The 26,904-nt window shown below is 64.4% G+C and carries 26 protein-coding genes and 1 riboswitch; of the genes, 13 read left to right on the top strand and 13 right to left on the bottom strand.

Going from position 1 to position 26,904, the window contains the following annotated elements:
• Position 1 precedes the first annotated feature (1 nt).
• From EK416_RS12250 to EK416_RS12240, 3 genes are all read left to right on the top strand, one after another.
• A complete protein-coding gene (locus tag EK416_RS12250; RefSeq protein WP_127077876.1) occupies positions 2–796 on the top strand; it encodes an ABC transporter ATP-binding protein in 795 nt (264 codons plus the stop codon).
• Position 797: 1 nt separating this feature from the next.
• Positions 798–1,733 carry an MlaD family protein gene (locus EK416_RS12245; protein WP_164730008.1) on the top strand — a complete coding sequence of 312 codons (936 nt, stop codon included), beginning with the start codon at positions 798–800 and terminating at the stop codon, positions 1,731–1,733.
• A 280-nt stretch (positions 1,734–2,013) separates the two neighbouring features.
• Positions 2,014–2,610, top strand: a complete 597-nt coding sequence (locus tag EK416_RS12240) for an ABC-type transport auxiliary lipoprotein family protein (protein ID WP_127077872.1) — start codon at positions 2,014–2,016, stop codon at positions 2,608–2,610.
• Between the two features lie 168 nt (positions 2,611–2,778).
• On the opposite strand, the gene EK416_RS12235 is transcribed toward EK416_RS12240, so the two are convergent.
• The gene (locus tag EK416_RS12235; protein WP_164730007.1) at positions 2,779–3,399 is read right to left on the bottom strand and encodes a glutathione S-transferase family protein; all 621 of its coding nucleotides are present in this window, start codon (positions 3,397–3,399) and stop codon (positions 2,779–2,781) included.
• A 298-nt stretch (positions 3,400–3,697) separates the two neighbouring features.
• On the opposite strand from EK416_RS12235, the gene pufB (EK416_RS12230) reads away from it, so the two are divergent.
• Both pufB (EK416_RS12230) and EK416_RS12225 read left to right on the top strand, forming a co-directional pair.
• Complete coding sequence (pufB, locus tag EK416_RS12230) at positions 3,698–3,850, top strand: light-harvesting antenna LH1, beta subunit (protein ID WP_127077868.1); 153 nt, start codon at positions 3,698–3,700, stop codon at positions 3,848–3,850.
• A gap of 28 nt (positions 3,851–3,878) precedes the next feature.
• On the top strand, positions 3,879–4,076 hold the full coding sequence (locus EK416_RS12225) for a light-harvesting protein (protein WP_127077866.1): 198 nt from the start codon (positions 3,879–3,881) through the stop codon (positions 4,074–4,076).
• A 5-nt stretch (positions 4,077–4,081) separates the two neighbouring features.
• On the opposite strand, the gene EK416_RS12220 is transcribed toward EK416_RS12225, so the two are convergent.
• Complete coding sequence (locus tag EK416_RS12220; RefSeq protein ID WP_127077864.1) at positions 4,082–4,273, bottom strand: hypothetical protein; 192 nt, start codon at positions 4,271–4,273, stop codon at positions 4,082–4,084.
• A 450-nt stretch (positions 4,274–4,723) separates the two neighbouring features.
• On the opposite strand from EK416_RS12220, the gene pufB (EK416_RS12215) reads away from it, so the two are divergent.
• The 3 genes from pufB (EK416_RS12215) (at position 4,724) to EK416_RS12205 (ending at position 7,012) form a co-directional block, all read left to right on the top strand.
• Entirely contained in the window at positions 4,724–4,879 is a 156-nt protein-coding gene (gene pufB, locus EK416_RS12215; protein WP_127077862.1) for a light-harvesting antenna LH1, beta subunit, read from the top strand.
• 32 nt (positions 4,880–4,911) lie between these two features.
• Entirely contained in the window at positions 4,912–5,109 is a 198-nt protein-coding gene (locus tag EK416_RS12210; protein ID WP_127077859.1) for a light-harvesting protein, read from the top strand.
• 454 nt (positions 5,110–5,563) lie between these two features.
• The gene (locus tag EK416_RS12205; protein WP_127077857.1) at positions 5,564–7,012 is read left to right on the top strand and encodes a PucC family protein; all 1,449 of its coding nucleotides are present in this window, start codon (positions 5,564–5,566) and stop codon (positions 7,010–7,012) included.
• Positions 7,013–7,310: 298 nt separating this feature from the next.
• Here EK416_RS12205 and gor read toward each other — a convergent pair whose 3' ends face one another.
• The 4 genes from gor to EK416_RS12185 form a co-directional block, all read right to left on the bottom strand.
• Entirely contained in the window at positions 7,311–8,681 is a 1,371-nt protein-coding gene (gene gor / locus EK416_RS12200) for a glutathione-disulfide reductase (protein WP_127077855.1), read from the bottom strand.
• 86 nt (positions 8,682–8,767) lie between these two features.
• The gene (locus EK416_RS12195) at positions 8,768–9,985 is read right to left on the bottom strand and encodes a hypothetical protein (protein WP_127077853.1); all 1,218 of its coding nucleotides are present in this window, start codon (positions 9,983–9,985) and stop codon (positions 8,768–8,770) included.
• Positions 9,986–10,131: 146 nt separating this feature from the next.
• Complete coding sequence (gene rpiA / locus EK416_RS12190) at positions 10,132–10,857, bottom strand: ribose-5-phosphate isomerase RpiA (RefSeq protein ID WP_127077851.1); 726 nt, start codon at positions 10,855–10,857, stop codon at positions 10,132–10,134.
• Entirely contained in the window at positions 10,854–12,302 is a 1,449-nt protein-coding gene (locus EK416_RS12185; protein WP_127077849.1) for an NAD-dependent succinate-semialdehyde dehydrogenase, read from the bottom strand. Before EK416_RS12185 ends, rpiA begins: the two co-directional genes overlap by 4 nt.
• A 210-nt stretch (positions 12,303–12,512) precedes the next feature.
• Between EK416_RS12185 and EK416_RS12180 the strand changes: the two genes are divergently transcribed.
• Positions 12,513–12,734: a hypothetical protein gene (locus EK416_RS12180; protein WP_127077846.1), complete on the top strand. Its 222-nt coding sequence runs from the start codon at positions 12,513–12,515 to the stop codon at positions 12,732–12,734.
• A gap of 275 nt (positions 12,735–13,009) precedes the next feature.
• On the opposite strand, the gene EK416_RS12175 is transcribed toward EK416_RS12180, so the two are convergent.
• Positions 13,010–14,524, bottom strand: coding sequence for a cobyric acid synthase (locus EK416_RS12175; RefSeq protein ID WP_127077844.1), 1,515 nt, complete (start codon positions 14,522–14,524; stop codon positions 13,010–13,012).
• Positions 14,525–14,618: 94 nt separating this feature from the next.
• A riboswitch (cobalamin riboswitch) is annotated at positions 14,619–14,810 on the top strand.
• Positions 14,811–14,936: 126 nt separating this feature from the next.
• Between EK416_RS12175 and EK416_RS12170 the strand changes: the two genes are divergently transcribed.
• Genes EK416_RS12170 through cobN form a run of 3 tightly spaced genes read left to right on the top strand, consistent with a single transcriptional unit; the run spans position 14,937 to position 19,705 of the window.
• Positions 14,937–15,344: a DUF1636 family protein gene (locus tag EK416_RS12170; RefSeq protein WP_127077842.1), complete on the top strand. Its 408-nt coding sequence runs from the start codon at positions 14,937–14,939 to the stop codon at positions 15,342–15,344.
• Positions 15,344–16,375: a cobalamin biosynthesis protein CobW gene (cobW, locus tag EK416_RS12165; RefSeq protein ID WP_181952142.1), complete on the top strand. Its 1,032-nt coding sequence runs from the start codon at positions 15,344–15,346 to the stop codon at positions 16,373–16,375. The genes EK416_RS12170 and cobW overlap by 1 nt, the downstream gene beginning before the upstream one ends.
• Before the next feature lie 3 nt (positions 16,376–16,378).
• Positions 16,379–19,705, top strand: a complete 3,327-nt coding sequence (gene cobN / locus EK416_RS12160; RefSeq protein WP_127077838.1) for a cobaltochelatase subunit CobN — start codon at positions 16,379–16,381, stop codon at positions 19,703–19,705.
• A gap of 37 nt (positions 19,706–19,742) precedes the next feature.
• Here the strand turns inward: cobN and EK416_RS12155 are convergent, their stop codons facing one another.
• The 6 genes from EK416_RS12155 to EK416_RS12130 form a co-directional block, all read right to left on the bottom strand.
• Entirely contained in the window at positions 19,743–21,872 is a 2,130-nt protein-coding gene (locus EK416_RS12155) for a heavy metal translocating P-type ATPase (RefSeq protein WP_127077836.1), read from the bottom strand.
• A gap of 141 nt (positions 21,873–22,013) precedes the next feature.
• The gene (locus EK416_RS12150; protein ID WP_181952141.1) at positions 22,014–22,556 is read right to left on the bottom strand and encodes a hypothetical protein; all 543 of its coding nucleotides are present in this window, start codon (positions 22,554–22,556) and stop codon (positions 22,014–22,016) included.
• A gap of 76 nt (positions 22,557–22,632) precedes the next feature.
• Positions 22,633–23,043, bottom strand: a complete 411-nt coding sequence (locus tag EK416_RS12145; RefSeq protein ID WP_127077834.1) for a magnetosome protein MamC family protein — start codon at positions 23,041–23,043, stop codon at positions 22,633–22,635.
• Between the two features lie 23 nt (positions 23,044–23,066).
• The gene (locus EK416_RS12140; RefSeq protein WP_127077832.1) at positions 23,067–23,366 is read right to left on the bottom strand and encodes a hypothetical protein; all 300 of its coding nucleotides are present in this window, start codon (positions 23,364–23,366) and stop codon (positions 23,067–23,069) included.
• Positions 23,367–23,997: 631 nt separating this feature from the next.
• Entirely contained in the window at positions 23,998–24,381 is a 384-nt protein-coding gene (locus EK416_RS12135) for a hypothetical protein (protein ID WP_127077830.1), read from the bottom strand.
• A 58-nt stretch (positions 24,382–24,439) separates the two neighbouring features.
• Positions 24,440–26,428, bottom strand: a complete 1,989-nt coding sequence (locus EK416_RS12130) for an OmpA family protein (protein WP_127077828.1) — start codon at positions 26,426–26,428, stop codon at positions 24,440–24,442.
• Between EK416_RS12130 and EK416_RS12125 the strand changes: the two genes are divergently transcribed.
• Positions 26,363–26,893, top strand: coding sequence for a hypothetical protein (locus EK416_RS12125; protein ID WP_127077826.1), 531 nt, complete (start codon positions 26,363–26,365; stop codon positions 26,891–26,893). The two genes, EK416_RS12130 and EK416_RS12125, sit on opposite strands and share 66 nt — an antisense overlap.
• The last annotated feature ends 11 nt before the right edge of the window (positions 26,894–26,904 follow it).

The following is a 26,904-nucleotide window of genomic DNA, read 5'->3' as shown; positions in this document are numbered from 1 at the left end:
CATGACGGCCCCCCACTTACTCGATACGCAGCCCGATTATGCGATCCGCATTCGCGGGCTGACGAAGCATTTCGGCAGCCAGCTCATTTTCGAGAACCTGAACCTCGACGTGCGCGCGGGCGAAATCCTTGCCATCGCGGGTGGGTCGGGCACGGGCAAATCCGTTCTGCTGCGCACGATCCTCGGGCTTCTGCCCTTCGAGGCAGGAAGTGTCGAAATCCTCGGCCGTGACTTCGCGTCCCTCTCTAAGACCGAACGCGTGAAGGTCGAACGTCAGGTCGGCGTGCTGTTTCAGGACGGCGCACTGTTTTCTTCGCTCACGGTTCTCCAGAACGTGCAGGTGCCGATGCGCGAGCATATGAAGCTGCCGCAGAAGACCATGGACGCGCTGGCCCTCCTCAAGATCGCCATGGTGGGGCTTCCCCCGAACGCGGCATACAAATACCCGTCGGAACTCTCCGGCGGCATGAGGAAGCGCGCGGGGCTGGCTCGGGCGCTGGCGCTCGATCCGCGCATCGTCTTCCTCGACGAGCCGACGTCGGGGCTCGATCCCATCGGCGCGGCGGCGTTCGACCGGCTGATTCAGAGCCTGCAGCGAACGCTCGGGCTCACCGTCTACATGATCACCCACGATCTCGACAGCATCTTCGCCGTGTGCGACCGCGTGGCGGTGCTGGCCGACAAGCATGTCGTGCGCGAAGGCGCGCCGATGGACCTCGTCCGCGATCCCGGCCATCCGTGGGTGCGCGATTATTTCTGCGGCGAGCGCGGACGACAAATCGCAAAGGCATCCTGAGATGGAAACACGGGCCAATTACCTCATCGTCGGCGTCTTCGTCCTCGGGCTGATCGCGGCGCTGCTCGGCTTCATCTACTGGATGAAGCACGATTCCGACGGCGGCGCCGGGAAGGAATATCACGTGATACTCGACGGCTCGGTGCAGGGCATCACCGTTGCCTCTCCCGTCATGTTCAACGGCATCCGCTTCGGCGCGGTTCGCCAGATCGAGCTTTTGCCGGAGGATACGCGGAAGGTGCGCATCCTGATTTCGGTCAGGCAGGACACCCCGGTGCGCACCAACAGCCACGCGCGCATTTCGCAGCAGGGGCTCGCCGGATGGGTCGCGATGGAGATCACGCCCGGCACGCCCGACATGCCTATGCTTCAGGCGAAACCCGGCGAGCGCATTCCCGTGATCCTCGCCGATCCGGGGGCATCGGGGTCCCTCTTTGCGGGTGTGTCCGACGCCGCCGGTCAGGCGAGCGCTCTCGCCGTGCGCCTCAACAATCTCATCGCAAACAACGAGGACTCGCTCCGGCGCACCGTCACCAATCTCGAAACGTTCACCGGCATGATGGCCGAGCGGAAAGACGACGTGGCGGCCGTCATCCAGAATGTGCGGCAGCTCTCCGAGAAACTTGCCGCCGTCAGTGCGAAGATCGACTCCGCGGTCGACAGACTGGCCGGCGAATCCTCGGACAACCCGAATTCGATCGTGTCGCAGGTGCAACAGGCGGCGATTTCAATTCGGCAGCTTTCCGAGAAGCTCGACAAATCCATCGGAGACAAGTCCGGCGCGCTTACGCAGCAGGCTGATCGCTCGCTTCGGGAATTCGAACTTTTAGCCAAGGATGGCAGGCGCTTGGTCGACAGCCTCGACCGCGTCGTTCAGAAAATCGACCGCAATCCAACGGGCTTTCTGCTCGGCGGTCAGCAGTCGCCGAAATACTAGAGGCGGATTCGATTGGGTTGTTCCAACCAGATCGGTAAGCCGCCTCGGAGAGTCGAGAAGAGACCGTGTTACCGATCCGATTGCGATTCAATCAGATCAGAACGGAAAGAGCCTTGTTCTCGTTTTTGTAACGCAGGCAAAGCTCTATACACATGATTTGTCGCGTTTTCTTTATGACGCCGGTATCGTTTTCAAACGCTCGGGCGAGGGAAAATGAGCCGTCGAGACGGGAAATATCGCTTATAGTCGCCGTACGAATCGAGAGGGGCTTTGGGGCATCATGCGATTGATGCGTGAGATAGCCGCCATCATGGCGGCGGGGATGCTGGGCGGCTGTGCCGTAAGCGGGCTTGTCGGCGCGTCGGCACCTGCGACATTCGATCTCGAAGCACCGCAGGTTGAGCGGATGCACGCTCGCGGCATCCAAATCACCGTTTATCCTCCGGTGGCCGTCAAGACAATCGACACCGTTGAAATTCTCGTCAAGGGCGGGAATGGCCGTGTCGCCTATTTTTCCGGAGCGGCCTGGGGTGACAGGCTTCCCGCTCTGTTTCAGGCCCGGCTTGTTCAGACGCTGGCCAATTCCGGTGCCTTTCGAGCGGTGCTCACCAATCAGGACCGCGTGACGGGCGACCTGTCGCTGGCGATCGAAATCCGCGATTTTCAGGTGGATGCCACGTCCGGTTCGGCCGAGGCCGTCGTCGACGTTTACGTGAAACTCGTGGACGAGCGAACCTCTTCCGTCGTCACCACGAAGCGTTTCCACGCCAGCGTGGCCGCCGCGTCCCCCGATCCGAACGCAGGCATTCATGCTTTGAATACCGCGTTCCAGCAGGTAGCCGCGGAAATCACGACGTGGGTGGCGCGCCGCGGTTGAATCTGCTCTCGCGCTGCGATTGCTCCTTGCGAAAGGGGGATCGATGCCTGCGCGGTCACGCTCCGGCGCGGAACGTAATCGCTTTCCTCCAGTCGCAGAATCGCTCCGGCTCGCTGCGCTGAAGCAATTCCGTACGGGTAGCCGGTTCCCGCTTTTGCTTGAATTGCCCTACGGTATGCCGATGCATACCGTCTTTTCGAATGACGGCAACTTTTGCAGCCTCTCATAATAGCGAATCACGTGCGGAAGGTCGGGGCGACGCAGCGGAAGATTGAGCCAGCGATGGACCGCCATGCCGAGTGCGCTGTCGGCGATCGTGATCTCCGGCCCCGCGACATAGGCGCTCGTTTTTTCGAGACGACCATCGAGGATCGTAAAAAGGCGATTCGCTTCGGCCTCCCGATCGGCCGCCTCCCGGTCTGTGAATTCGCCGATCCTGAGAAAATATCTCATGAAGAGCACCCGAAGTGCTGGCGACACGTGGCCGAGCTTCCAATCGAGCCATTGGTCGACGATCGCGCGCCCTTGAAAATCAACGGGGTAATAGCCGGGAGGGCCATATTTCGCGGCCAGATAACGCAGCACCGCATGGCTTTCCCACAGCGTGAACGAACCATCCCTGAGCACGGGCACCAGTCCATTCGGATTGAGATCCAGGAATTCTGGCGTATTCGTCGGCCTGAATTCGCGTCCGTAATCGATACACCGGCAGGGAATGCCCGCATCTTCCGTAAAGAAGAGGACCTTCCTGACATTCCATGCTGTTGGCCGTCCGTAAATCTCGATCACTGCTTGCTCCCGAAGGCCTGGTCCGACTATCAAACTTTTCAGGCTCAGGTCAAACTACGAAACGAAGGGGCGGATTTTCTCTGCATACCGAAACGACGCTATACTTGAAACCCTAGATTAATTCTTTTTTCACAAGCGTTCTCAAGGCTTAAGACCCCTCTGAGCTTGTGGCAGATTGACACAAATCCCCGCTTTTCTGTCAATTGTCATTGACACCAAATGCCTCTGGAATATGGTCAAGCCGTAGAGCCGCACGCGGCCCTCACAGAGAAAAACCAAATCCTTGAAGGAGTTACACATGGCTGACCCAAATAAGGTCTACCCGACGGGTTTGACGCTGGCGGAAGCTGAAGAGCTGCACGGCTACGTGATCAACGGCACGCGCGTGTTCGGCGCCGTTGCGCTCGTCGCGCACTTCCTTGCGTATGCTTTCACGCCTTGGCTTCACTAATTACTCTTAGCAAACTGGAGAGCTGAAAATGGCTGATACTGATGGTCAACACGGCATCTGGCTGGTCGTCCCCCCGAAGGTCGGTCTCCCGCTGCTTCTCGGCACCGTTACGCTGATCGCGATCCTCGTGCACGCCGCTCTGATCGGTCACACGAGCTGGTTCCCGAAGTACTGGAACGGCGCGGCCGCGAAGGTTGCAGCGATCGAAACTTCCATCGTGAAGTAAGTTCGCTAGGTGCCGTCTGGCTGGGCTTCGTGCTCGGTCAGGCGGTGCTTTTGCATCCGCAGCCTGCGCGCGGCATTCCCTTCTCCCGCACGCAGGCGCCATATCCGTTTGAAGCCGGGCAACGCCGTGACAGGCAGCGCGGCATATTTTTTGTTTGGCGCCTCGGGTGCGGCGAGCGTGCCGGCACGGTTTTCCAATCGTCCCGCCTTTTCCTCGCGCGCTCCTCAAAAATGCCGTCGTTTGTCCTTATGGCTTGCTCGATCCGTACCGCATACCGGTCACGTTTCCGCCTTAACTATTTTTGACGGCTGCGGCTAATTCACAGTTTTTCACCAAATCTTTTTTGTCGCAACCCAAGAAAAGAGACGTATTTTTTCTGTCTTTACTTTATTAACTGGACGGAATGTCGCGCATTTGGAGTTTATCCGCGACGTTTTGCACGGTAGCCTCTTGTTTCTTGCTAGGCAACCTTGCGTCATAATGCCCCAAAGCCAGTTTTGCCTGTCAAATCCGGTTGACGCATGCGATTGTCAGCATATGCTTACACCCAAGCTGCCACAAGAAACGTGTCCGCTCGACAGGCAGCTTGAGAGCACCCACGTGCGGGTTCCAGCACGAAAACCAGCAGGTCCTTTTAAGGAGGTACTATCATGGCTGATCCGGTGAAGGTTTATCCGACGGGTCTTACCTTGGCGGAAGCCGAGGAGTTGCACGGCCACGTCATCAACGGCACCCGCGTGTTCGGCGCGATTGCGGTTGTGGCTCACGTCCTGGCCTACATCTACACCCCCTGGCTCCACTAATCTCTCTCATCCACTAATCAGGAGAATTCACTATGGCTGATACTGATGGCCAAGCCGGCATCTGGCTCGTCGTCCCCCCGAAGGTTGGTCTCCCCCTCCTTCTCGGCACCGTCACGCTGATCGCGATCCTCGTGCACGCCGCTCTGGTCGGTCACACGAGCTGGTTCCCGAAGTACTGGAACGGCGCCGCTGCGAAGACCGCTTCGATCGAAACCACGATCGTTCGCTAATTCGCTTCGTCTCGCAGCCCGCACATAGGGCCCGGATCCTCCCGGATCTTGGGCGTTCTTTAGTGCGGGCGTAGCGAGGCGGCACCTTTCGGCGTCTCTCGTTTGCGGGAGACTTCGAACGGTTGGTCCGGGCAATCGGACCCCGTCGAAGCCGGAAGTTATAAGCCTGCGCGCGGCCCGCAAGGCTGCTGTCGCGCAGGCTGCCGTAAGAGATGCGGCGTCTTGAGGGTACGAAATGCCGCGCTTGGCGGCACGACCAGCGCAACTTACTCGGTCTAAACGGCCTATAGGCTGGCTGGGCACGACACGGTCAGGTGAAGCGGTGCGAAGGCGACGGGGGTCGTCTTGCGGCGCTTTTTATGGCGTTTCCGAGAGCAGCGCTACTTTCCGGTCGCATATTCGGCGAAGGTTTCCCGTGGCCGGCATGGCCCCTTCAGTTGGAGTTGCTTGATCGATGACTCGTATAAGCCAGCGAGTGACGACTTTCATATTCACTCGTGGATCGCAGTTTCTGCCCTTCGCGGACGCGGCGACGCCTGAACTTCCGCTCTCCCGTCTGTTGCGCCTGTCGCTGTTCCAGGTGTCGGTCGGCATGGCGCTCGTGCTTCTCGTCGGCACACTCAACCGCGTGATGATCGTGGAACTGAACGTTCCCGCTTCCGTCGTCGCGATCATGGTGTCGATGCCACTGTTTTTCGCGCCGTTCCGCGCGCTTATCGGGCACCGGTCCGACACTCATAAGTCTGTTCTCGGATGGCGGCGCGTGCCCTTCATCTGGCAGGGTTCGCTCGTTCAGTTCGGCGGATTGGCGATCATGCCCTTCGCCATTCTGATCCTGTCCGGGCAGGGCGATGTCGCCGTGCCCGCCTGGATCGGGCATCTCGCGGCGGGCATCGCGTTCCTGCTCGTCGGGGCTGGCCTCCACACCGTCCAGACGGTCGGACTTGCGCTCGCCACCGACCTTGCGCCGAAGGAATCGCAGCCGAAGGTCGTCGGCCTGATGTATGTCATGCTGCTGTTCGGCATGATCCTGAGCGCGATCCTTTTCGGCCTTCTTCTGACGGACTTCACGCCGGGCCGATTGATTCAGGTCATTCAGGGCGCGGCTGTCGCAACGCTCGTGCTGAACACGATCGCCTTGTGGAAACAGGAGGCGCGCCGTCCGTCCCGCCTGCTGACGGAGGAAGAGCGGAATCAGAAAGATCCCACGTTCCAGGAATCGTGGGCGGTCTTCGTGCAAGGCGGCAACGCGATCCGTCGCCTCGGCGCCGTGGCTCTCGGCACAGCGGCCTTCAGCATGCACGACGTCCTGCTCGAACCGTATGGCGGCCAGATCCTGCACCTCTCGGTCAGCGCCACGACGAAACTCACGGCCACGCTTGCAGTCGGCGGCCTCCTCGGTTTCGCGCTGGCATCGCGTGTGCTGAGCCGTGGCTTCGATCCCTTCCGGATGGCCTTCTATGGAGCATTGGTCGGCATCCCGGCCTTTCTCGCGGTGATCATGGCGGCTCCGACATCCCAGCCGTGGCTGTTCGTGGTCGGCACGTCGCTCATCGGTTTCGGCGCCGGCCTTTTCGGTCACGGTACCCTGACCGCCACCATGAACCTCGCGCCCAAGGATCAGACGGGGCTCGCGCTCGGCGCCTGGGGCGCCGCGCAGGCGACGGCAGCGGGCTTCGCTGTTGCGAGCGGCGGCATCATTCGTGACGTGATCGCGAGTTTCGGCGAGCAGTCTTTCGGCCCGGCAACCGGATATATCGTCGTCTATTCGATCGAAGTCGTCCTTCTCGTCGCGGCTATGATCGCCATGATCCCGCTCCTCCGCACGAGCACCGTTGCGCCCGTGCGGGATGAACCGCCGGCAAGTGACGCGCGTCAAACCGCAGTGCCCCTTGACGCCTGAACTACGATCAGTCCGATCAGGTCGATATCGGCCTGATCGGCACCTGTGTCGAAGCTTGAAACAGACACGAACGGATTACTTCCCGCGATCCGATTGGAGCGCCTTCTTCACGGTCTCATCTTTCGTCGAGGCCCGTGAATATCGCGCTATCGAGGCGCACCACCCGGCTCGCGGCCGGTGTGAGATTCGCGTGCGCAAAGGAACCCGATCACGCCCCGCATTTGACGTGCGGCTTTTTGGGGATCGGGCGCGATGCGGGCTCTCGCCCCATCGCGTTCCGGCGTCCGGATCGACCGATTTACACCCCCGCAGGCGGCGTCCACTTCTCGCGCATCGTCACGAGTTCTTCCGCCATCGTCGGATGCAGCGCGATCGTATCGTCGAAATCGGCTTTGGTCGCGCCCATCTTGACCGCGATGGCGACGGCCTGAATGATCTCCGCCGCGTCGGGCCCGAGGATATGCACACCCAGCACGCGATCCGAGTCGGCATCGACGACCAGCTTCATGATCGTGCGCTCGGGACGCCCGGCAAGAATGTTCTTCATCGGACGGAAGGCAGCCTTGTAAATGTCCACCGCGCGGAACATCTCGCGCGCCGCTTCCTCGGTATAACCGACCGTGCCGATTTCGGGCTGCGAGAAGACCGCCGTCGGCAGAAACGCGAGATCCACCGGGTTCGGGTTGTTCTTGTAGACCGCCTCGATGAAGGCCATCCCGTCGCGGATCGCGACCGGCGTCAGGTTCACGCGGTCGGTCACATCGCCCACGGCATAGATGCTCGGCACCGAGCTTTGATAACTGTCATTGACCATCACGCGACCGTTCCAGCCGCATTTGACGCCGAGCTTCGAAAGTCCAAGCCCTACCGTGTTGGGTCGGCGGCCCGTGGCAAACATCACCAGATCGCAAGAGATGCGCGTGTCGCGATTTGTTGCGACCGTCAGCCCTGCGCCGGTCTTCTCGATGGCGACCGGTTCCGTGTTGCAGGTGATCGTGACGCCATGCTGGCGCATGATCGAGGTCAGCCCCTCGCGCATGTCGTGATCGAAGCCGCGCAGGATTTCGCCCCCGCGATAAACAAGTTCCACGTCGACCCCGAGGCCGTTGAAGATCCCCGCGAACTCCACCGCGATATAACCGCCGCCGACGATCACGATCTTCTTCGGCAGTTCCTCAAGATGAAAAGCCTCGTTCGAGGTGATGGCGTGTTCGATGCCGGGAATGTCGGGCAGAAACGGATGACCGCCCGTCGCGATCAGGATGCGTTCCGCCGTAACGGTGCGATCCTCGGCCAGGAGCCGGACGGTGTGCGGATCGAGCACTTCGGCGCGACTGTTGAACACGGTGCCGCCCGCCGCTTCCACGCCGCCCGAATAAAGGCCGCTGAGGCGTTCGATTTCCTTGTCCTTCGCCGCAACGAGCGCTTTCCAGTCGAACCGCTTGCCCTCGACCGTCCAGCCATAGCCGCGTGCGTCGTCGATGGCGCGGCCGAATTCGCTCGCGTAAACGAACAGCTTCTTGGGCACGCAGCCGCGTACCACACAGGTGCCGCCGAACTTGTATTCCTCGGCGATGGCGGTCCGCACCCCGAGCTTGGCCGCGAGGCGCGCAGAACGAACGCCGCCCGAACCGCCGCCGATGACAAAGAGATCGTAATCGAATGTCATGAGTTTCTTTATGGTTGCAGGCTCGGGCGGTGATCGCACGAGCCTCATTGATCGCCAAAACGATAGCGGCCTCGCTGCCTTTGTCGTCAGATCGGCGAGCCGGTCTTGTCCAGGTCTTCAAGCGAGCGTTCGAGCCCCTGACGCGTTTCCGGCGACAGGCGGTCCGCAAGCTTCTCTCGCCATTTATCGATGAGCGCCTGCCATTCGTCTGTGACTTTCTCACCGTCCTTCTTCGCGCGCTCGCGCACCTGCGCCTTGCGGTCGAAATCCTCGAAGGATTTCTGCGCCTGAACGATGTCGTCCTTCGTGAAGGCCGTTGCGGCGACCACCGCATTGCCGAGAAGATCGAAGCCCTTCGCAAACGACGGCGTGAGAACGAAGCGGTGGAACGTGTCGAGGTCTGCGTCCGAAAGCACCGATGCAACGATCGAGGGAGCGAGCGCGAGCACGAGCCCCTTGCGCACATTATAGGTGAACTCGAATTCGTCGATCTGCGCCGACAATTTCGCGCGCTCCTCCTCTGAAACGGGAGCGGTCGGCAGGTACACGTCGCGGGCGAAACGCTTCACGCGCGCCACGTTGTCTTCGAGATGCGAGATGCGAACGAGATCGTCGACCACGGCCTGCGCCTTGCGGACCTTCGCCGCCGACGGCACCGAAACGGAACTCGTGTCAAGCCCCGGCAGACCCTTCAGGTTCTTCGCCGCGTCGAGCTGCTTCGCCCATGCCGAGAATTCCGACACGACACGGCTGTCTTCGTAGGTGTAGCCGGTCACGAGTTTCGACGCCGCGTAAAGAACGTCGAAGCCCTTTCGTACGGCCGGCAGCTCCAGCATCGCGCGGACATCGGCGATTTCGTCGCGGCTCGCCTCGCGGGCAAGCTGCGCGGCAAAGTCGGAGACGATGGCACCGCGATTTTCGGCGAGCGCAACGTCGAGTTCCTCGCCCGCCTTGCGCATGTAGTCCATGGCCGTGAGAAGTTTCGCAAGTTGCGTCGTGACCTCCGGGGTCGGGTCCGGCACGCCGGGATAACCGCCCTGGATGATTTCGCGCATCATGGGGATGTAAACGTCACGCAGGGTGCGCTGCAAATCGCCGTAGATTTCCGCTGCGTGGCTGGCCGTGAGGACATCCTCGATCAGCGCGTGCGCGAGCCGCTTCGCCTCGGGGTCGACGGGCCTCGCATCAGGGCTGGCGGGCGCCGAAGCGGACGGAGGCGGAGGCGTTTCCAGCGCAAGAGCCACGCCGCCGGTGACGGCGGCGCTTGCCATGAAAACTGCGGGGACGATCGATCTCAAGCGCATGCCGTTGCTCCTGTATCAGCCCCGCCTTCCAGAGCCTCCTCGCGTTTCTCTGCGCGAAAAGGCTCTCGTCTCTTGCGATGCGGCGTCTTCCTTTTATGAACGGCTGCGTTCATTGCCCGACGCCGCATCGACGGCACGGGCTTCGCTCAGTCTTCGTCTTCGTCGTCCGTTGCGGCGCTATAATGGCGAACGCCATCGGGAGCGGCGAGGAAAACGTCATCGGCGATCCCGAGGAACAGCCCGTGCTCCACGACGCCCGGAACGATGTCGAGCAGGTCCGCGAGCGTCTCCGGGTCCGGTATGGAGCCGAAGGCGCAATCGGCGATCAGATGTCCGCCATCGGTGTGGAAGGGTTCGCCCGAGGCTGTGCGGCGAAGCGCGATGCTGCCCTGACAGCCCGCATCCTCGGCTGCGGCCTCGATCATGGCGAGCGTGGCAGCCACGCCGAAATCCACGATTTCCACCGGCAGCGGAAACTCGCCGAGCTGCTCCACATATTTCGACGCGTCCGCTATGATGATGACGCGGTCGGATGCGAAGGCGACGATCTTCTCACGCAGAAGCGCGCCGCCGCCGCCCTTGAGAAGGTTCAACTGCGGGTCGATCTCGTCCGCGCCGTCGATGGTCAGATCGACATCGGCAATGGTGTTGAAATCCGCGATCCTGATGCCGCGTTCTTCCGCGAAGCGTTTCGTCTGCTCCGAGGTCGCCACGCAGGTCAGATCGAGGTCTTCCGTCTTCAGCCGCTCCGCGAGGAGTTCGATGAAGGCGGAAGCCGTGGAGCCCGTGCCGAGGCCGAGCACCATGCCCGGTTCGACGAATTTAAGCGCTTCGGCTGCCGCCTGGCGCTTCAAGGTTTGAATGTCGGTCAATCCGAAAGTCCCCCAAGATACATGTATTTCAGTTCGAGAAATTCCTCGACGCCATGGCGTGAGCCTTCGCGACCGAGGCCAGATTCCTTGACGCCGCCGAACGGCGCGACTTCTGTCGAGATAATGCCTTCGTTGACGCCGACAATGCCGAATTCAAGGCGTTCCGTCACGCGCCATACGCGGGCGACGTCGCGGGAATAGAAATAAGCCGCGAGCCCATAAGGCGTGCCGTTGGCGAACGCGATGGCTTCTTCCTCGGTCTTGAAGCGGAACAGCGGCGCGACCGGACCGAAGGTTTCTTCCGTGGCGACGCGCATGTCGGGCTTGGCGTCCACGAGCACCGTCGGCTCGAAGAAGGTGCGGCCGAGCGCGTGACGCTTGCCGCCGACAAGGAGCCGAGCGCCCTTCGCGAGCGCGTCCGCGACGTGCTCTTCCACCTTTTTCAGGCCGGCTTCATTGATGAGCGGCCCTTGCTCGACGCCTGCCTGCAATCCGTCGCCGACCTTGAGCGCGGCCACACGGGCGGCGAGCCTGGCGGCGAAGGCATCATAGACGCCGTCCTGCACGAGGATGCGGTTTGCGCAGACGCAGGTCTGCCCCATATTGCGGAATTTCGAGATAACCGCGCCTTCCACGGCCTTGTCGAGATCCGCGTCGTCGAAGACGATAAAGGGCGCATTGCCGCCAAGTTCGAGCGAAACCTTCTTCACCGTATCCGCCGACTGGCGCATGAGCAGCTTACCGACGCGCGTGGAGCCGGTGAAGGTGATCGCGCGCACAAGCGGGTTCGCGGTCAGTTCGCTGCCGATGGCCTCCGCATCGCCCGTTACGATATTGATGACACCGGGCGGAAAGCCTGCCTGCTCGGCAAGCGCGCCGAGAGCCAGCGCCGTCAGCGGCGTGTCGGGCGCGGGTTTCACAACCACGGTGCAGCCCACAGCAAGCGCGGGCGCTACCTTGCGCGTGATCATTGCGAAGGGGAAATTCCAGGGCGTGATCGCGCCGACGACGCCAACAGGCTGTTTCATGACGATGACGCGGCCGCCCTTGCGCGGCGTCGGAACAATCTCGCCATGAACGCGCTTGGCTTCTTCCGCGAAAAATTCGACGAAAGCCGCGCCATAAGCGACTTCGCCCCGCGATTCCGGCAGCGGTTTTCCCATCTCCACGGTCATGAGGCGCGCCAGCGATTCCGCGTGGGCCAATTGCAGGTTGTGCCAGCGTTTGAGGATCGCCGCGCGCTCCTTGGCAAGCAGCCCGCTCCAGGCCGGAAACGCCTTGTGCGCGGCCTCGATGGCCTCGCGGGTTTCGACGCGCCCGAAGTTCGGCACGCGCGCGAGGAAAGCGCCGGTTGCGGGATTGACGACAGGGAGTGCCGGTTCGCCCCGCCATTCGCCTCCAATCAGACAGCGATCACGGAGCAGTGTCTTGAAAATCTGGTCCATGACTCCTCTTTCAGCGGGTCAGACATAATGCCGCGCCGCCGTAAATACTACAAGCGCCACCGGATTATGGCACCTGTTCCCAAAAAGCCACAAACTCTTAACGAATCAGCGCTCAATCACAGGATGCATTTGATATTCCCTGCAACCGAATATTAATGTGAGCGAAGAGCCCTGCGAGACAAGTCGCAGGCAGGAACGACGGAGCCCCCAATGACGAGCGTCTTATCACCGGTCCTGTCAGAAAGCACTCCCAATTCTCAAGCGCAGCCCGCCGAGAGCGCGGATTTCGCATTTCTTTCTCAACAAGATAGCCGTGAATATCTCGCCGACATGCTGAAGGAACTCAGCCTGATCGCCGGCCATGCCGATCTCGACCGCGCGCGCGAACTGATCGAAGCGGCTCTTGCCGAGATCGAGCCGCAACATTCCTGACAGACGAGAACAACCGCCGCGTGTTGATCGGCGGCGGAAAGAAGACTGAAACCGGGCCTTTGAGCTATCCCTTCAAGCGTCATGCCGCAAATCGGGTGCGGCATGACGCGGCATGTTTGCTGTGTCGGTCTGCTTTTCTGCGTCAGATAAAGGCGCATTGGCGCGGGCCGATGGAGGTGCGTTGCGCGAACCGCGGCTGAGCCGTCCGATGCCGCCCGCTGAGGCGGGCGACCCGCCGCGTTGGCTGCGTAAAGGCATCGTCCGGCGACGACGCCTCAGCGGGCGAGCCCCAGCATTGCCTTGATGTCTATGTGTCGGGCAAGGTGTGCGGCAAGGCGGTCGAGCGTGGCGTCCATGGCGGTTTCGTAGGAAAGCGCCGCGGGCTTGCCACCGAGCCGCGCCAGCCACGCGGCGCGCTGACGGTCGTCCGCGAACAGGCCGTGGACATAGGTGCCCATCACGCACCCGTCCGCCGACACCGCTCCATCGGGCCTGCACGATCCGTCCTCGTGGACAAGAACAAGCGGGCGCGCGGTGTCCGATCCGAAGGTGCGGCCGATGTGGATCTCGTAGCCCGAGAACGGCACGCCGTCCGCCGCCGTTCGGCCCGTCACCGCCGCAAGCCGCTTGTCGCCCGAAAGCTCCGTCTCGACATCGAGCAGCCCGAGCCCCGGCACCCCGCCCGGCCGTCCCTCGATGCCCGCCGGATCGGCCACCCAGCGTCCAAGCATCTGATAGCCGCCGCAAAGGCCGAGCACGCGCCCGCCGCGCCGGACATGGGCGACGATGTCCGCTTCCCAGCCGAGCGCGCGCAGCGCGGAAAGATCGGCGATGGTTGCCTTCGAGCCGGGCAGGATGACAAGATCCGCGTCCGCGGGAAGCGGTTCGCCATGGGCAAGCGCCACGAGATCGACGTCCGGCTCAAGCCGCAGCGGATCGAGATCGTCAAAATTTGCGATATGCGGAAGCACCGGCACCGCGACCCTCACGCGCTGGCCAGCCTTCGCGCCTTCGCGCACCCAGTCGCGGCTGAAGCCGTCTTCAGGCGGCAAGGCATGCGCGTCCGCAAACCACGGGACGAGGCCGAGCGACGCCCAGCCGGTTCGTTCCGCGATGAAGCGCATGCCGTCCGCGAAAAGCCCCGTATCGCCGCGCATCTTGTTGACGATGAAGCCACGGATCATGGCGGCATCTTCGGCGTCGAGCACCGCGCTCGTGCCGACGAGGCTCGCGATCACGCCGCCCCGGTCGATGTCGCCGACGAGCACCACGGGCACGTCCGCCGCCCGCGCGAAACCCATATTCGCGATGTCGTTCGCGCGAAGGTTCACCTCGGACGGCGAGCCAGCGCCCTCCACCAGCACGAGGTCGCATTCGCCTTTCAGCCGCGCGAAGCTTTCAAGCACGGTGGGCATCAGCGCCGCTTTCCGCGACTGATAATCGCGTGCCTCGGCCTTGCCCCACACATGCCCTTGCACGACGATCTGCGCGCCGGTCTCGCTCTGCGGTTTCAGGAGCACCGGATTCATGTGAATGCTGGGCGGCACGCGCGCGGCGCGGGCCTGAAGCATCTGCGCGCGGCCGATCTCGCCGCCATCGGCCGTAACGCCCGCATTGGTCGACATGTTCTGTGGCTTGAACGGACGCACGGAAAGCCCCCGATCCGCGAACAGACGGCACAATCCCGCCACGATCAGCGACTTGCCGACATCCGAGCCGGTTCCCTGAAACATCAGTGTCCGGGCCGTCCTGTCGCCCAGCCGTCTCTCGTCGTCGCGAATACGTGTCATGCCCGGTGTCGATCCTTCTTTGGCGCGAAATCTTTATACCGCCCGGGCGCCGGATAAAGCGCCCGCCGATTGACTTCGCGTCACGGGCGTATCACAAATCGACACAGCCGACGGTCCCTTCGGGGACGAAAAGGGAATACCGGGCGCACCACATCGTGCGAAGCCGGAGCTGCCCCCGCAACTGTGAGCGGCGAGCCTGCGCCAATTGCCACTGGAACCTGTTCCGGGAAGGCGGCACGGGCCGTGACCCGCGAGCCAGGAGACCTGCCGTCGCCTGCCGGATCGCGTTGCCGCGTTCCCTTGAAGCGCCGTTCCGGGCGGGGTGTCCCGGAGCGCAAGGTCCGACGGGGGGAGTGCAGGTCCGCCCGCCGCACGCGCCGGACGGCTCGCCGTCCGCTCCCCGGAATGAAGCATGGAGCCGCCCTCGACCTGTGAAGCCCCGCCAGCGCCCCGCGCCACCGTCTTCGTGTGCGTGCTTTGTGGACGCGACCCCGCCGACAAGGCCGCGCCTCCCGCAGGCCGCGCGCTCTACGAAGCGCTCGCCGCCGAGCGCGAAGCCAGCGCTGACACGCGCTTTCATATAGAACCGGCGCAATGCCTGTCGAACTGCAATCGCGGCCTCACCGTCGCCATCGCAGGGCCGGATCGCTGGACATACATGTTCGGCGAACTGACGATCGAGGACGCGCCGAGCATTTATCGCGGCTGTGCAGCAAACGCCGAAACCGAAGACGGCCTCGTGCCGTGGAACGAGCGCCCCGCCTGCTTCCGCCGCGCGCTCATCGCGCGCGTGCCGCCGCTTCCTGAAAGGAGCCTCTGATGTCTCTCGCGAAAGTCCCCGTCACCATCATCACCGGCTTCCTGGGCGCGGGCAAGACGAGCCTTGTCCGTCATCTGATCGAAACCGCGAACGGCCGCCGCCTCGCGGTGCTCGTCAATGAATTCGGCGATGTCGGCATCGATGGCGAGATACTGAAGGGCTGCGCCGATCCCGCATGCCCCGAAGACGCCATCGTCGAACTGACGAACGGCTGCCTTTGCTGCACCGTCGCGGACGAATTCGTGCCGACGATGACGGCGCTCCTGAACCGCAAGGAGCCGCCCGAACACATTCTCATAGAAACATCCGGCCTCGCGCTGCCGAAGCCGCTGCTGAAGGCGTTCGACTGGCCCGACCTGAAGACGCGCATCACCGTCGACGGCGTGATCGCGGTCGCGGATGCCGAGGCCGTGGCGGATGGCCGTTTCGCGCCCGACCCCGAGCTTGTGGCGAGACAGCGCGCGGGCGATACCAGTATCGACCACGATACCCCGCTCGGCGAAGTGTTCGAGGATCAGGTGGCCTGCGCCGATCTCGTGATCCTGAACAAGGCCGATCTCGTGGACGAGGCGCGGCTTGCCCAGGCGCGCGAAACGGTGCTGGCGGAATCGCCACGCCCCATCCCCGTGATCGGGGCAACCGAGGGACGCGTCGATCCGCGCGTCGTGCTGGGGCTTGGCGCGGCTGCGGAAGACGACCTCGACGCGCGCCCGACGCATCACGATCATGGCGAGCCGCACGACCATGACGATTTCGAAACGGTCGCGGTCACGCTGCCAGAGCAGACATCGCAGGCCGACATCGTCGCGAAGGTCGAGGCAGCGGCCCGTGCGCAAAACATCCTTCGCGTAAAAGGATATATCGCCATCGCGGGCAAGCCGATGCGGCTTCTCGTGCAAGGCGTCGGAACCCGCGTTCGCGCGCAGTTCGACCGGCCATGGCGCCCGAGTGAGGAGCGCGTCTCGCGGCTCGTCGTCATAGGCGAAAAGGGCTTCGACGGGCAGGCGGTTGCGGCGGCGCTCGGGGCCTGACGCGTGCACATTCTTTTCCGCGAACGACACGGCCTCGAAGAGGCGGCGGTCGCCGAGGATCTCGGCCAGTCGCCCGCCGACCTCGCGGTGCTTTCCTTCGCGGACAGCGACCTTGCAGCCTTCGCGGCGGGCTGGCGTGCGGGCGCGGATCTCCCGACGCTGCGCCTCGCCAACCTCGCGCGCCTGAGGCATCCGCTTTCGGTCGATCTTTACATCGAGAAGACGCTCTCGGGCGCGCGGGCCGTTCTCGTCCGCTTGCTCGGCGGCATCGACTATTGGCGTTACGGTGTCGAGCAGCTTCGCGCGCTGGCGGAAGCGAAGGGCACCGCGCTGGCGTTCGTTTCGGGCGACGGGCGCGTCGACCCGCGTCTCGACGAGGCATCGACGGTGCCGGTCGCCATGCTGCGGCGTCTGCAGGCGCTGTGCGATCAGGGCGGCGCGCAGGCAGCACAGGCCGCCCTCGCTGAACTTGCGCGCGCGGCTGGGTTCGATACGGAAACGACGGATGATGCGCACCCGCTTCCGCGCCACGGTTTCCTGGCGGGCGATCCCGCGATCTGCCCCCTCGCGCCGCCACGCGAAGGCGATGCGCCGCGCGCGCTCATCGTCTTTTACCGCGCAGCACTCGCCGCCGCCGACACCGCGCCCGTCGAAGCGCTGCTCGATGCTCTTTCCGCGCGCGGCTTCGACACAGCCGCCGTCTTCGTCGCGAGCCTCAAAGACGAGAGGACGCGCGCCTGGCTCGCCGACGCGCTCCGCCGGATCGTGCCGGATGTGATCGTGAATGCGACGGCGTTTTCAGCGCGCGATGCGGAAAACGGAGCGTTCGACGCTTACGATGCACCCGTGTTGCAGATCGCGTTGGCGGGGTCTTCGCGCGAGGCCTGGGCAAAGTCGGATCGCGGCCTGTCGCCCGCCGACCTCGCGATCCACGTCGTGCTGCCGGAAATCGACGGGCGCATCTTCGCGGGCGCAATCTCCTTCAAGGAGCCGGAGGCTTCGGACCCGGAGCTTGGCTTTGCCCGCGTCGTTCATGCGCCGGATGCCGAACGCGTCGAAGCGGTCGCAGAAAAGGCGCGCGCGCTTGCAAGGCTGCGGCGTACCGCGCCCGCCGAGCGCAAGCTCGCGCTCGTGCTCTCCTCCTATCCCGGCCGCGACGATCAGATCGCCCATGCGGTGGGTCTCGACGCCCCTGAAAGTGCGGTCGAAATTCTGCGTCTGCTCCGCGCCGAGGGTTACAGCGTCGGACAATTGCCGGCCGACAATGGCGCGTTGATCGAAGCGCTTCTCGAAGAGCGGATGGCGTGGCCGTTCGCCGACTATCGCGCCGCTCTCGAAACGCTCGATCCGTCGTTGTGCGCGGCCTTGTTCGCCGCATGGGGCGAGCCGGATGCAGACCCCGCCTGCCGCGATGGGGCGTTCCGCTTCCGCGCGGCACGCTTCGGCAATGTCATCGTTGCGGCCCAGCCCGAGCGCGGCAGTGCGCGCGACCGCGTCGCCGAGTATCACGACCCGCGCCGTCCGCCGCGCCACGCCTTCGTTGCATTCTATCTCTGGCTGCGCCATGCCGCGAAGATCGATGCGGTTGTCCATATCGGCGCGCATGGCACGCTCGAATGGTTGCCGGGAAAGTCGGTCGCGTTGTCGGGCGCATGCTGGCCGGAGGCGCTGACCGGCGCCTTGCCGGTGGCTTATCCCTTCATCGTCAACGACCCGGGCGAGGCCGCGACCGCGAAGCGCCGCCTCGGCGCGGTGACCATCGGGCACATGACGCCGCCGCAGCGCATCGCCGTACTGCCGCCCGAGTTCCGCACGCTTGAGCGTCTCCTCGACGAATATTCCAACGCGGACGGCCTCGATCCGCGCCGCCGCGAGCGGCTCGCATGCAGCATCGTGGACGCGGCCCGCGAGGCGAAGCTCGACCGCGACCTCGGCCTCAGCGACGACATGGCGCCGCTTGACGCCGTGGTGAAGCTCGACGCTTTCGTTTGCGACGTGAAGAACGCGCTGTTTTCCGACGGGCTGCACGTCTTCGGGCGAGCGCCGAAACTACCGGAGACCACGGACGGGGCGCTCGCCATCATGCCGTTCGATGCCTGCTCAAACGCGGAACGAGACGGCCTTCTCGCCGCGCTCGACGGTCGATCCGTGCCGCCCGGTCCTGCCGGGTCGCCCTGGCGTGGGCGCCGCGATGTCCTGCCGACGGGCCGCAATCTCTTCACCATCGATCCGCGCGCCGTGCCGAGCCGCGCCGCAGCCGAGCAGGGCAGGCGCCTCGCCGATGCCCTCATCACCCGCCATCTTCAGGACCATGGCGATTACATGCGCGCGCTGATTGTGGATCTCTGGGGCTCGGCGACCATGCGCACGGCGGGCGAAGAGTTCGCCATGGCGCTGGCGCTGATCGGCGTCGTACCGGTGTGGGACAACACCTCCGATCGCGTGTCTGGCTTCGAGATCGTGCCGCTGGCAAAGCTCGGCCGACCGCGCATCGACGTGACGCTTCGCATCTCAGGTCTTTTCCGCGACGTTTTCCCTTCGCTGCCCGCGCTGTTCGAGCAGGCGGTGGCAAGTCTGGCGGCGCGCGACGAGCCGGTGGAGGAAAATCCGTATCTCGGCGGTTTGCAGGGCCCTCGCGTCTTCGGTCCGGCTCCCGGCAGCTACGGAGTGGGCGTCGCCGAGGCCGTGGGCGCGCTGACCGACGAAGCGCGCGAGGCGGCGGCGACGGCGTGGCTTTCGGCCAGCGCGTTCGCCTATGGTGTCGGCGCCGATGGCACGGCCGCCCGCGCCGCGCTCGAAGCCCGCGCGGCTTCCGCCGATGCATTCGTTCACACGCAGGATCTGCCCGAAACGGATCTTCTCATGGCTCCCGACTACGCCGCTCATGAAGCCGGTTTCGCCGCGGCGGCCCGTGCCCTCGGCGGCGACCCGGCGCTCTATCATGCCGACTCGGCGCGCGCGGAGGCGCCGCGCATGCGCACGCTCGGCGAGGAAATCGCCCGCGTGGTCCGCGCGCGCGCTGCGAACCCCGCCTGGGTTGCGGGCCAGATGAGGCATGGTTTTCGCGGCGCTGCGGAAATCGCCTGGACGCTCGATCAGATGGCGCTGTTCGCTCACCTCGCGGGCGCGGTCGAAAGCCATCACTTCGACCTTTATTACGACGCGACGCTTGGAGCGGACGAAGTGCGCGCTTTCCTCGAAGCGGCGAATCCGAAAGCGGCCGCCGCAATGCGCAGCCAGTTCCGTGCGCTCATCGAGGCGGGATACTGGCGAACGCAGCGCAACAGCGTCATCGCCGTCATCGAAGATGATCACCCGGTCGGATCGTGAACGCCGCCAGCCGCGCGCGCACCTGCCGCGCGTCGGCTCAGTTCATCGCGGATTGCCGCGATGGCGCGGGCAGCTTGCGTGGCGCCGCAAGGCGCGCGACCGCAGGCTTTCGCGGCAGCTTGTTCGAGGCGAGCGCGCGCAGGAGGATGCCGATGGTGGTGCCGTTGTGCAGGAAGGCCGTCGCGATGGGCGACAGCTTGCCGAGCACCGCGAGCGCCATGATCGCCGAGTTGATGCCGACGGACGCGCGGAAATTCGAGCGGATCAGCTTCAGCGTTTCGCCCGAGAGGACGCGCAGCTTGGCGAGACCGTCGAGCCGGTCGTCGAGCAGCAGGATGTCGGCGGTCGCGCGCGCGATGTCGGCGGCGCGCGGCATGGCGATGCCGACATGGGCCGCCATCAACGCAGGGCCGTCGTTCACGCCATCGCCGACGAACGCCACGACGCGGCCTTCGGCCTTCAGCGCTTCGATGATACTCGCCTTATCCTCGGGCTTCTGGTCGTGATAGACGCGGTCGAGTTCGAGGATCTGGCCGATCTGCTTCGCCTTCGCCTCGTGGTCGCCGGTGATCATGATGATCGACTTCACGCCGTTCTCGCGAAGCTGGCGCAGCACGGGCAGCGCTTCCTCGCGAAGCCGGTCGCGCAGCCCGATGACCCCGATCAGCCTGCCTTCAGCCGCTACGAACAGCAAGGACTTGCCCGCGCCCGCGAGCCGCTCGATGATCGCTTCCGCGCTCGCGAACGAAACGCCCTCATGCTCCTCCAGATAATGGCGCGAGCCGATGCGGATCGTCTGCCCGTTGACGTGCGAGCCGATGCCGTGGCCGACGAGGAAATCCACCTCTTCGTGGCTGATATGCGCAAGATGGCGACGGCGCGCGACATCGACCACGGCGGCGGCAACGGGGTGGCTCGTGTGCTCGGCGAGCGACGCGACCAGCGCCAGAAGGGCCTCGTCATCGAGATTCGAGTCGGTCGGACGATGAATGTCCGTCACTTCCAGCGTGTTGTGCGTGAGCGTGCCCGTCTTGTCGAAGACGACCGTATCGACCGAGCCCACGGTTTCGAGCGCGCGGCCGCTCTTGATGAGGCAGCCTTCCTTCGCCGCGCGATACATGGCCGATTTGACCGCGATCGGCGTGCCGAATTTCACCGCGCAGGAATAGTCGACGAGAAACACCGATTCCAGCCGCCGCCAGTCGCCCGTCGCGGCAAAGACTGCCGCGCCGGATGCAAGCGTGATGAACACGCGGCGGTCGGCGAGGCGATGGCTTTCGCTCTGGATGCCGGAGGGATCGGTCAAGCCTTCGAGGATATAGCGGGAGATGCGCGCCGTGGTCGTGGTGTCGCCGACGCGCTCGGCCACGATGACGAGACGGCCTTCGGTCACGACGGAGCCGGACAGCACCTCGTCGCCTTCCTCGCGGGGAATGGGCAGACTCTCGCCCGTGACAGCCGACTGGTTGACCCACGCATTGCCTGAAAGCACGACGCCGTCAACCGGGATGCGGTCGCCCGTGTTGACGACCACGCGCGCGCCCTCCGTCACTTCGTCGTAAGGAATGCTGCGGAGCGCGCCGTCATCTGTTTCAATCGTCACAGCGTCCGGGCGGGCCTTCAGGAGGTTGCGCAGCAGCGTATCCGACCGCGCCGACGTGCTCGCCTCGATGTGGCCGCCGAGGTCGAGCAGGAAGCGCGTGAAGTTTGCCGTGCGCCAGTCGCGTCGGAACGCGGGCAGCGTGATGGCGATGGCGTCGAGCACTTCGACGGTCAAGCCGCGACCGGCGAGGTTTCGCGCGCCGCGAACGAGCACCGGCGCGACGTTCGCCGCCGATATGAGCGCGCGCAGCGGCGGCGGCAGGATGAAACTCGCGAGAAGGATGCCGCCCGAAACGAACACATGGCCAAGGTCGGGTGTCTCTTCCTCTGCTGCCGGAACGGCATCCGCAGGCGCGGGGTGACTGACGGCGCGCACAATGCTCGCGCGCGTGCGCCGGTCTCCGTCGTGATAAACAACAAGGCTTTTCGCATGCGCGTTGAGGCGAACCGAGGAAACGCCCGGCAGCGCTTCGATGGTGGCCGCGATCCGCTGGCCCATCGTCGCGGCGTCGCGGACACGGAACCGCAACCGCTTCGGCGTCTCATGCACAATGCGAATCGTCATGCGTCGTTTCCCTCGACAAGCACGGCGCGAAGCGCCCCGCTTCCGCTAGAGCAATTATGTGGCCGAGATTTCGATAAACGAATCCTTGGAGCGCCTCCAAAACTGGGACAGACGCGCCAAGGAACTGCTCGCGATTGGCTGTTACTGGTGATTGTCGCCCGTGTGGATCTCGGCTTCCGCATCGCGGAACCGCTCCTTGACCTCTTCCACCCCGCCCTGAAGCGTCGACCAGAGCTTCACCGCCGCGCCGATCAGGTTCCTCTGCACCGTCTCGTTGGTCAGGAGGTAAGTCAGGCCCGCGCCGATCACGACGCCCTTTACGAGCGCGTCGTTATGGATGTCGAAGCCCGACGAGAAAAAGCCGCCGGTCGCTTTCTGCTGCGCGGGGGCTTCCGGCTGAGGGGCCGCCTGGGGGCCGTAACCGTAGGGAGGAAAATGCGGGTGGTGGTGATGCCCATACCAGGGATGGGGGCCATAGGCGGGAGCGGGACCGTACCAGAGCGGGGCTTGCGGCTGGGCTGCCTGTTCCTGCGGCTGCGGTTGACCCTGTGGGCCCCAGCCCGGATAGCCGTAAGGTGCGCCATATGGCGCCGCCGGGTAGCCCGGATACCAGCCTTGCGGGGCTTGTGCCGGGTTTGGCCCCTGCGCAGTATACGTCTTGTTTTCGTTGTTGTGGTCGCTCATGAATGACTCCTGCCTCAAGCTTGCCGGTTCCCGTCCGGGACTCGAATCTCTGTGTGTTGCGTGACGAGACGCCGGATCAGATCGCCTTCGGGTTGGCGCCCTGCGTCGATGACGCGAGGATGATGTCGTCACCTTGCTTTGCCGAAGGCTCGTCTCTGCCTTCCGCTGCGTCGGAGAGCGCTTTCTGGCGCTTCGGAGGCGACATGATCCAGGCTGCCGCCGCGGCCCCCGCGAGAAACGACACCGCGCGCGAAAAACCGTGCCCGCCGATTGCAGCCGCCGCCGCGCCGCCGACCGCCGCCGCGATACCGGCTTTCGTCGCCGCAGCAACGGTGTCCGTCACCGCCTGCGGGACCGATTTGTCCCCCTGCTGCGCCGCCGAAATGGACTGGCCCGCAACGATACCGCCGCTTATGAGGGCGCCGAAAGCGCCGAAGCGAATCGCCGCATCTGCAGCCTCGCCGGGAAGATGGTGCCTATGCGACATGTTTTTTCTCCTTGGGTACTCTCTCAATACCGTCCGTTCGACTTCCGCAGCCGGTCGCCGTCAGTCGCCGGGGCGTCCCGATCATCCTCCACGACCGTTGCCGTTCTCTTGTTGCGAACGGCGGCCGCGACGAGCACCGCGGCGGCACCGATGGCGGCGCCCGTCCAGAAGCGGCGATCCGAGACGGTTGCGCGATCCAGAAGGCCGACTTGTGCCATCGGATCGAAGGGCGATCCATGGGAGCCGTGCAGAAGCTGCTCCACAAGCTTATCGCCGTGACGCATGGCATGGAGCAGGTTGGAAAGCGTGTCATCGTAGGACATCGTTGTCTCCGGACGTTTCGCACCGACGTCGATGGCTGGGGAAGTACTGCCGGGAGGCCGGAGGGCTCGCTTTCAAAACCCCATAAGACAAGCCTCTTCTATCGATTGTGCAATGCATGTGTTAATAAACGCGCCACGAATACAGCTACATAACAACGAAACCAAAAGTCAATGCATAATTAAAAATTAAAACTGGAATAATTATAATTATAGAATCTTTTCGTCGATGAACATTTCTGCAGATTATTGCGGCTGCGAGAGGCACGCCCTGCCAAACATTCTCCATATCCGTGAAAAGATACCAGTGCCTGTGGTGAGCGTGAACATAAGCCGGTCCCCGCTCCGATTTTTTCGCGCCATGACGACATCCCTGGCGGCAATCAGCGGAAACGACCCCCGAGGACGACGAACCGTCCCACGGTTGTCGACCGGGGGATTTCTCGAAGGTCTCCCTCAGAAAAACGCGGCGCGTGGATCGGGGTGAGGAACAAGAATACCGAGGCTCCGGGCCCAAGCCCGTCTCGTTCCCCACATGACGACGGCCTTGTTCCGTTTGCGGAGGGTCGACGGGATGCTACCTATCGGCCCGGCATGCTTCGTTCCGGTTTTGCCTGAGCCGTTCCCGCTCTGGCTAAATCACGAACAGAAGCCAGATTGCGCCGAGAAGCAGCACATTCAGCTGCTCGGAGACGTTCATGGAGCCGAAGCGCTTGCGGCGCTTGCCCACGACCTTGATGACTTCCTTGGTGATGACCTTCGGCGGAGGCGGCGGAAGTGCCGGGTTCGGCGTGCCGCGAAGCCACCGCCAGAACAGGTTCAAGGCCCAGCGCCCGTAGCGCAGCAGCGCCAGCGTGCCGCCGGTGAAGCTTCGATAGCGGACGCTGAGAAGCATCCACGCAACGATCAAAATCCAGAGCACCGTCGAGATGAGGTCGCGCAGCACGAACCACACGACCGTCCAGACGACGCTCAGGAAGAAACTCAGGACTGTCCAGATGTAAGAAAGGATGTCCATCGCTTCCCCCTGCCGGAAAGCGGGCACAGGGGCCCGCTTTCGTCACTTCCTTTGGCGATCAGGGCCGGTAATCGTTTCGCGGCCCTTGTTCGCTATTGCTGTAGCGGCCTTGGTCGCTCTGCAAAAGGGGCGTGAGCCGCCTAATAACGACGCGGCGGTTCCTGATTTCCGGTCCCTGCGTCGGTATGAGCAGGAACTGCTCGCCGTAGCCCTGCGTGACAAGGTTCTCGCGCGGAACCTGATAATACTGCGTCAACACGTCGGCCACTGCCTGCGCACGCCGGTCCGACAGCGACAGATTATCCTCGTCGGTCCCGACCGCATCCGTGTGCCCTTCGATCAGGAACACCTCGCCCGGGTTGTGCTGCACGATGCGGTTGATCGAATCCGCGATGCCCTGAAGCAGCGGCGCCTGATCGGGCCGTACCTCCCATGACCCGAAGTCGAAATGGATCGTGTTCAGCCTGACGCTGCGCATGCGGTCGCGCACGCTCGCGCTGGCCAGCACTTCGTCGAGAGAGTAGCTGCGCGGCAGCGGCTCCACAGGCGGAGCGTAAAGCGTATCGTAGATGACCTCTTCCGATGCGACGCCCGCATCCACGATGTAATCGTCGCGCGGGATCGCGATGGCCGGGGGCGGCAGCATCACAATCGCCGCCCCGATGGCCGCAAGGCCGAGGCCCGCAGCAAGCGCACGGTTCTCGAACAGGGTGAAGCGGCGACCGTCGGGCAGGATGCGAACGCGGCGGATCGGACGGCCGAAGCGGTCCACTTCCACTTCCACGCGCGAACCGTCCGGACGATGGAACGTCGCGAACTCGCCCCCGCCGGGAATCGGACGGCGATCCGGGCGCCCGCCGAAATGGCCGAAGTTCGCCGTCTCGTCGTGGCGGATGAACGTCTGGTTGTTAAGCCGGAAGATCTTGCGGTTGCCCGGCTCCTCGATGAAGCGGACGCCGTTCGGGTCGAAGCGCTCGTGCCGCTGCGCGTGGATATCGCGGAAGCGTTCGTTCTGAAGGCGCGTCCGCTCCTCAAGCCCCTCGCGGCTGCTCTCGCGGTCGGCCTGACGGCGCTGATCTTCCTCGATCTTGCGGCCCAGTTCGATGCGGCGCGTGTCGCGTTCCTCGACCTCGCGGCGCTGTTCAGGCGAGAAGCCCGCGCCGAACGGCGGGCGGTTGCCCGGCTGCGCCCCGCCGAATTGGGGCTGACCGCCGGCACCGCCGCCGAACGGCGGCTGAGCGCCCGGCTGACCGGGCTGACCACCAAACTGCGGGCGATCACCCGGGCGGAAACCGGGTTGTCCCGGTTGCGCGCCCTGACCGAATCCTGCCGGGCCTTGTCCCTGCGCCTGCGATCCGCCCGTCTGGCCCGGTTGGCCGCCGGGAAAGCCGGGCTTCAAACCGCCCGATTGCTCGGAAGCGCCACCCGGCGCGCCTTGACCGAAGCGGCCGCCTTGCGCCTGACCCGCGCCTCCGGGCTGCTGGGTGCCCTGACCGCCCGTCGAGCCGAAGCCGGTCGCGCCCTGTCCCTGTGGCTGCCTGCCGCCGGGTGTGCCTTGCGGCGCACCCTCGCCGAAGCGCCCGCCTTGCGGCTGACCCGCGCCGCCGGGCTGCTGGGTGCCCTGACCGCCCGCCGAGCCGAAGCCGGTCGTGCCCTGTCCCTGAGGCTGTCTGCCGCCGGGTGTTCCTTGCGGCGTCCCCTCGCCGAAGCGTCCGCCTTGCGGCTGACCCGCGCCGCCGGGCTGCTGGGTGCCTTGCCCGCCCGCCGAGCCGAAGCCGGTCGCGCCCTGTCCCTGTGGCTGCCTGCCGCCGGGTGTTCCTTGCGGCGTCCCCTCGCCGAAGCGTCCGCCTTGCGCCTGACCCGCGCCGCCGGGCTGCTGGGTGCCTTGCCCGCCCGCCGAGCCGAAGCCGGTCGTGCCCTGTCCTTGTGGCTGCCTGCCGCCGAGTGTTCCTTGCGGCGCACCCTCGCCGAAGCGTCCGCCTTGCGGCTGACCTGCGGCGCCGGGCTGCTGGCCGAAGCGGCCGCCCTGAGGCTGGCCGGGCTGCACCCGCTCCTGCTCCTGAACCTTCTTTTGTTCGGGCTGCTGCCTCGGGCGCTCCTGTTCCTGCGCCTTGCGCGGCTCAAATTCCTGCCGTCCGCGTTCCTGCGCCTGTCCACGTGGCTCGGGCTGCTGGCCTCCGCGTTCGCGCTGGCCGAAGCCCTGATCCTGCCCGAAACGCGGCTGCTGGCGCTGCTCCGGCTGTGCACGCTGCAATTGCTCGGCGCCGCCGCCGCGCTGCTGGCCGCCACGCGGTTCCTGCGGCTGCTGTGCGCGCTGATCCGGGCCGCCCCGCTGTTCCGGTCGACCGCCGCCGCGCTGCTGATCCTGCTGACCGCCCCGAGGCTGTTCGCCGCGCTGATCCTCGCGCGGCTTCCTTTTCGGCTCGTCGCCCTGCTGCCCTTGCGGCTGGAATTGCGCCAGTTGCACTTGCGCTTCGGCGGTGCCCGGATCTCCGAACGCGATAACGCATGACGTTATACTCG

It is taken from the genome of Rhodomicrobium lacus (assembly GCF_003992725.1).
GTDB lineage: Bacteria > Pseudomonadota > Alphaproteobacteria > Rhizobiales > Rhodomicrobiaceae > Rhodomicrobium > Rhodomicrobium lacus.
This window is presented reverse-complemented; position numbering and strand designations above follow the sequence as displayed.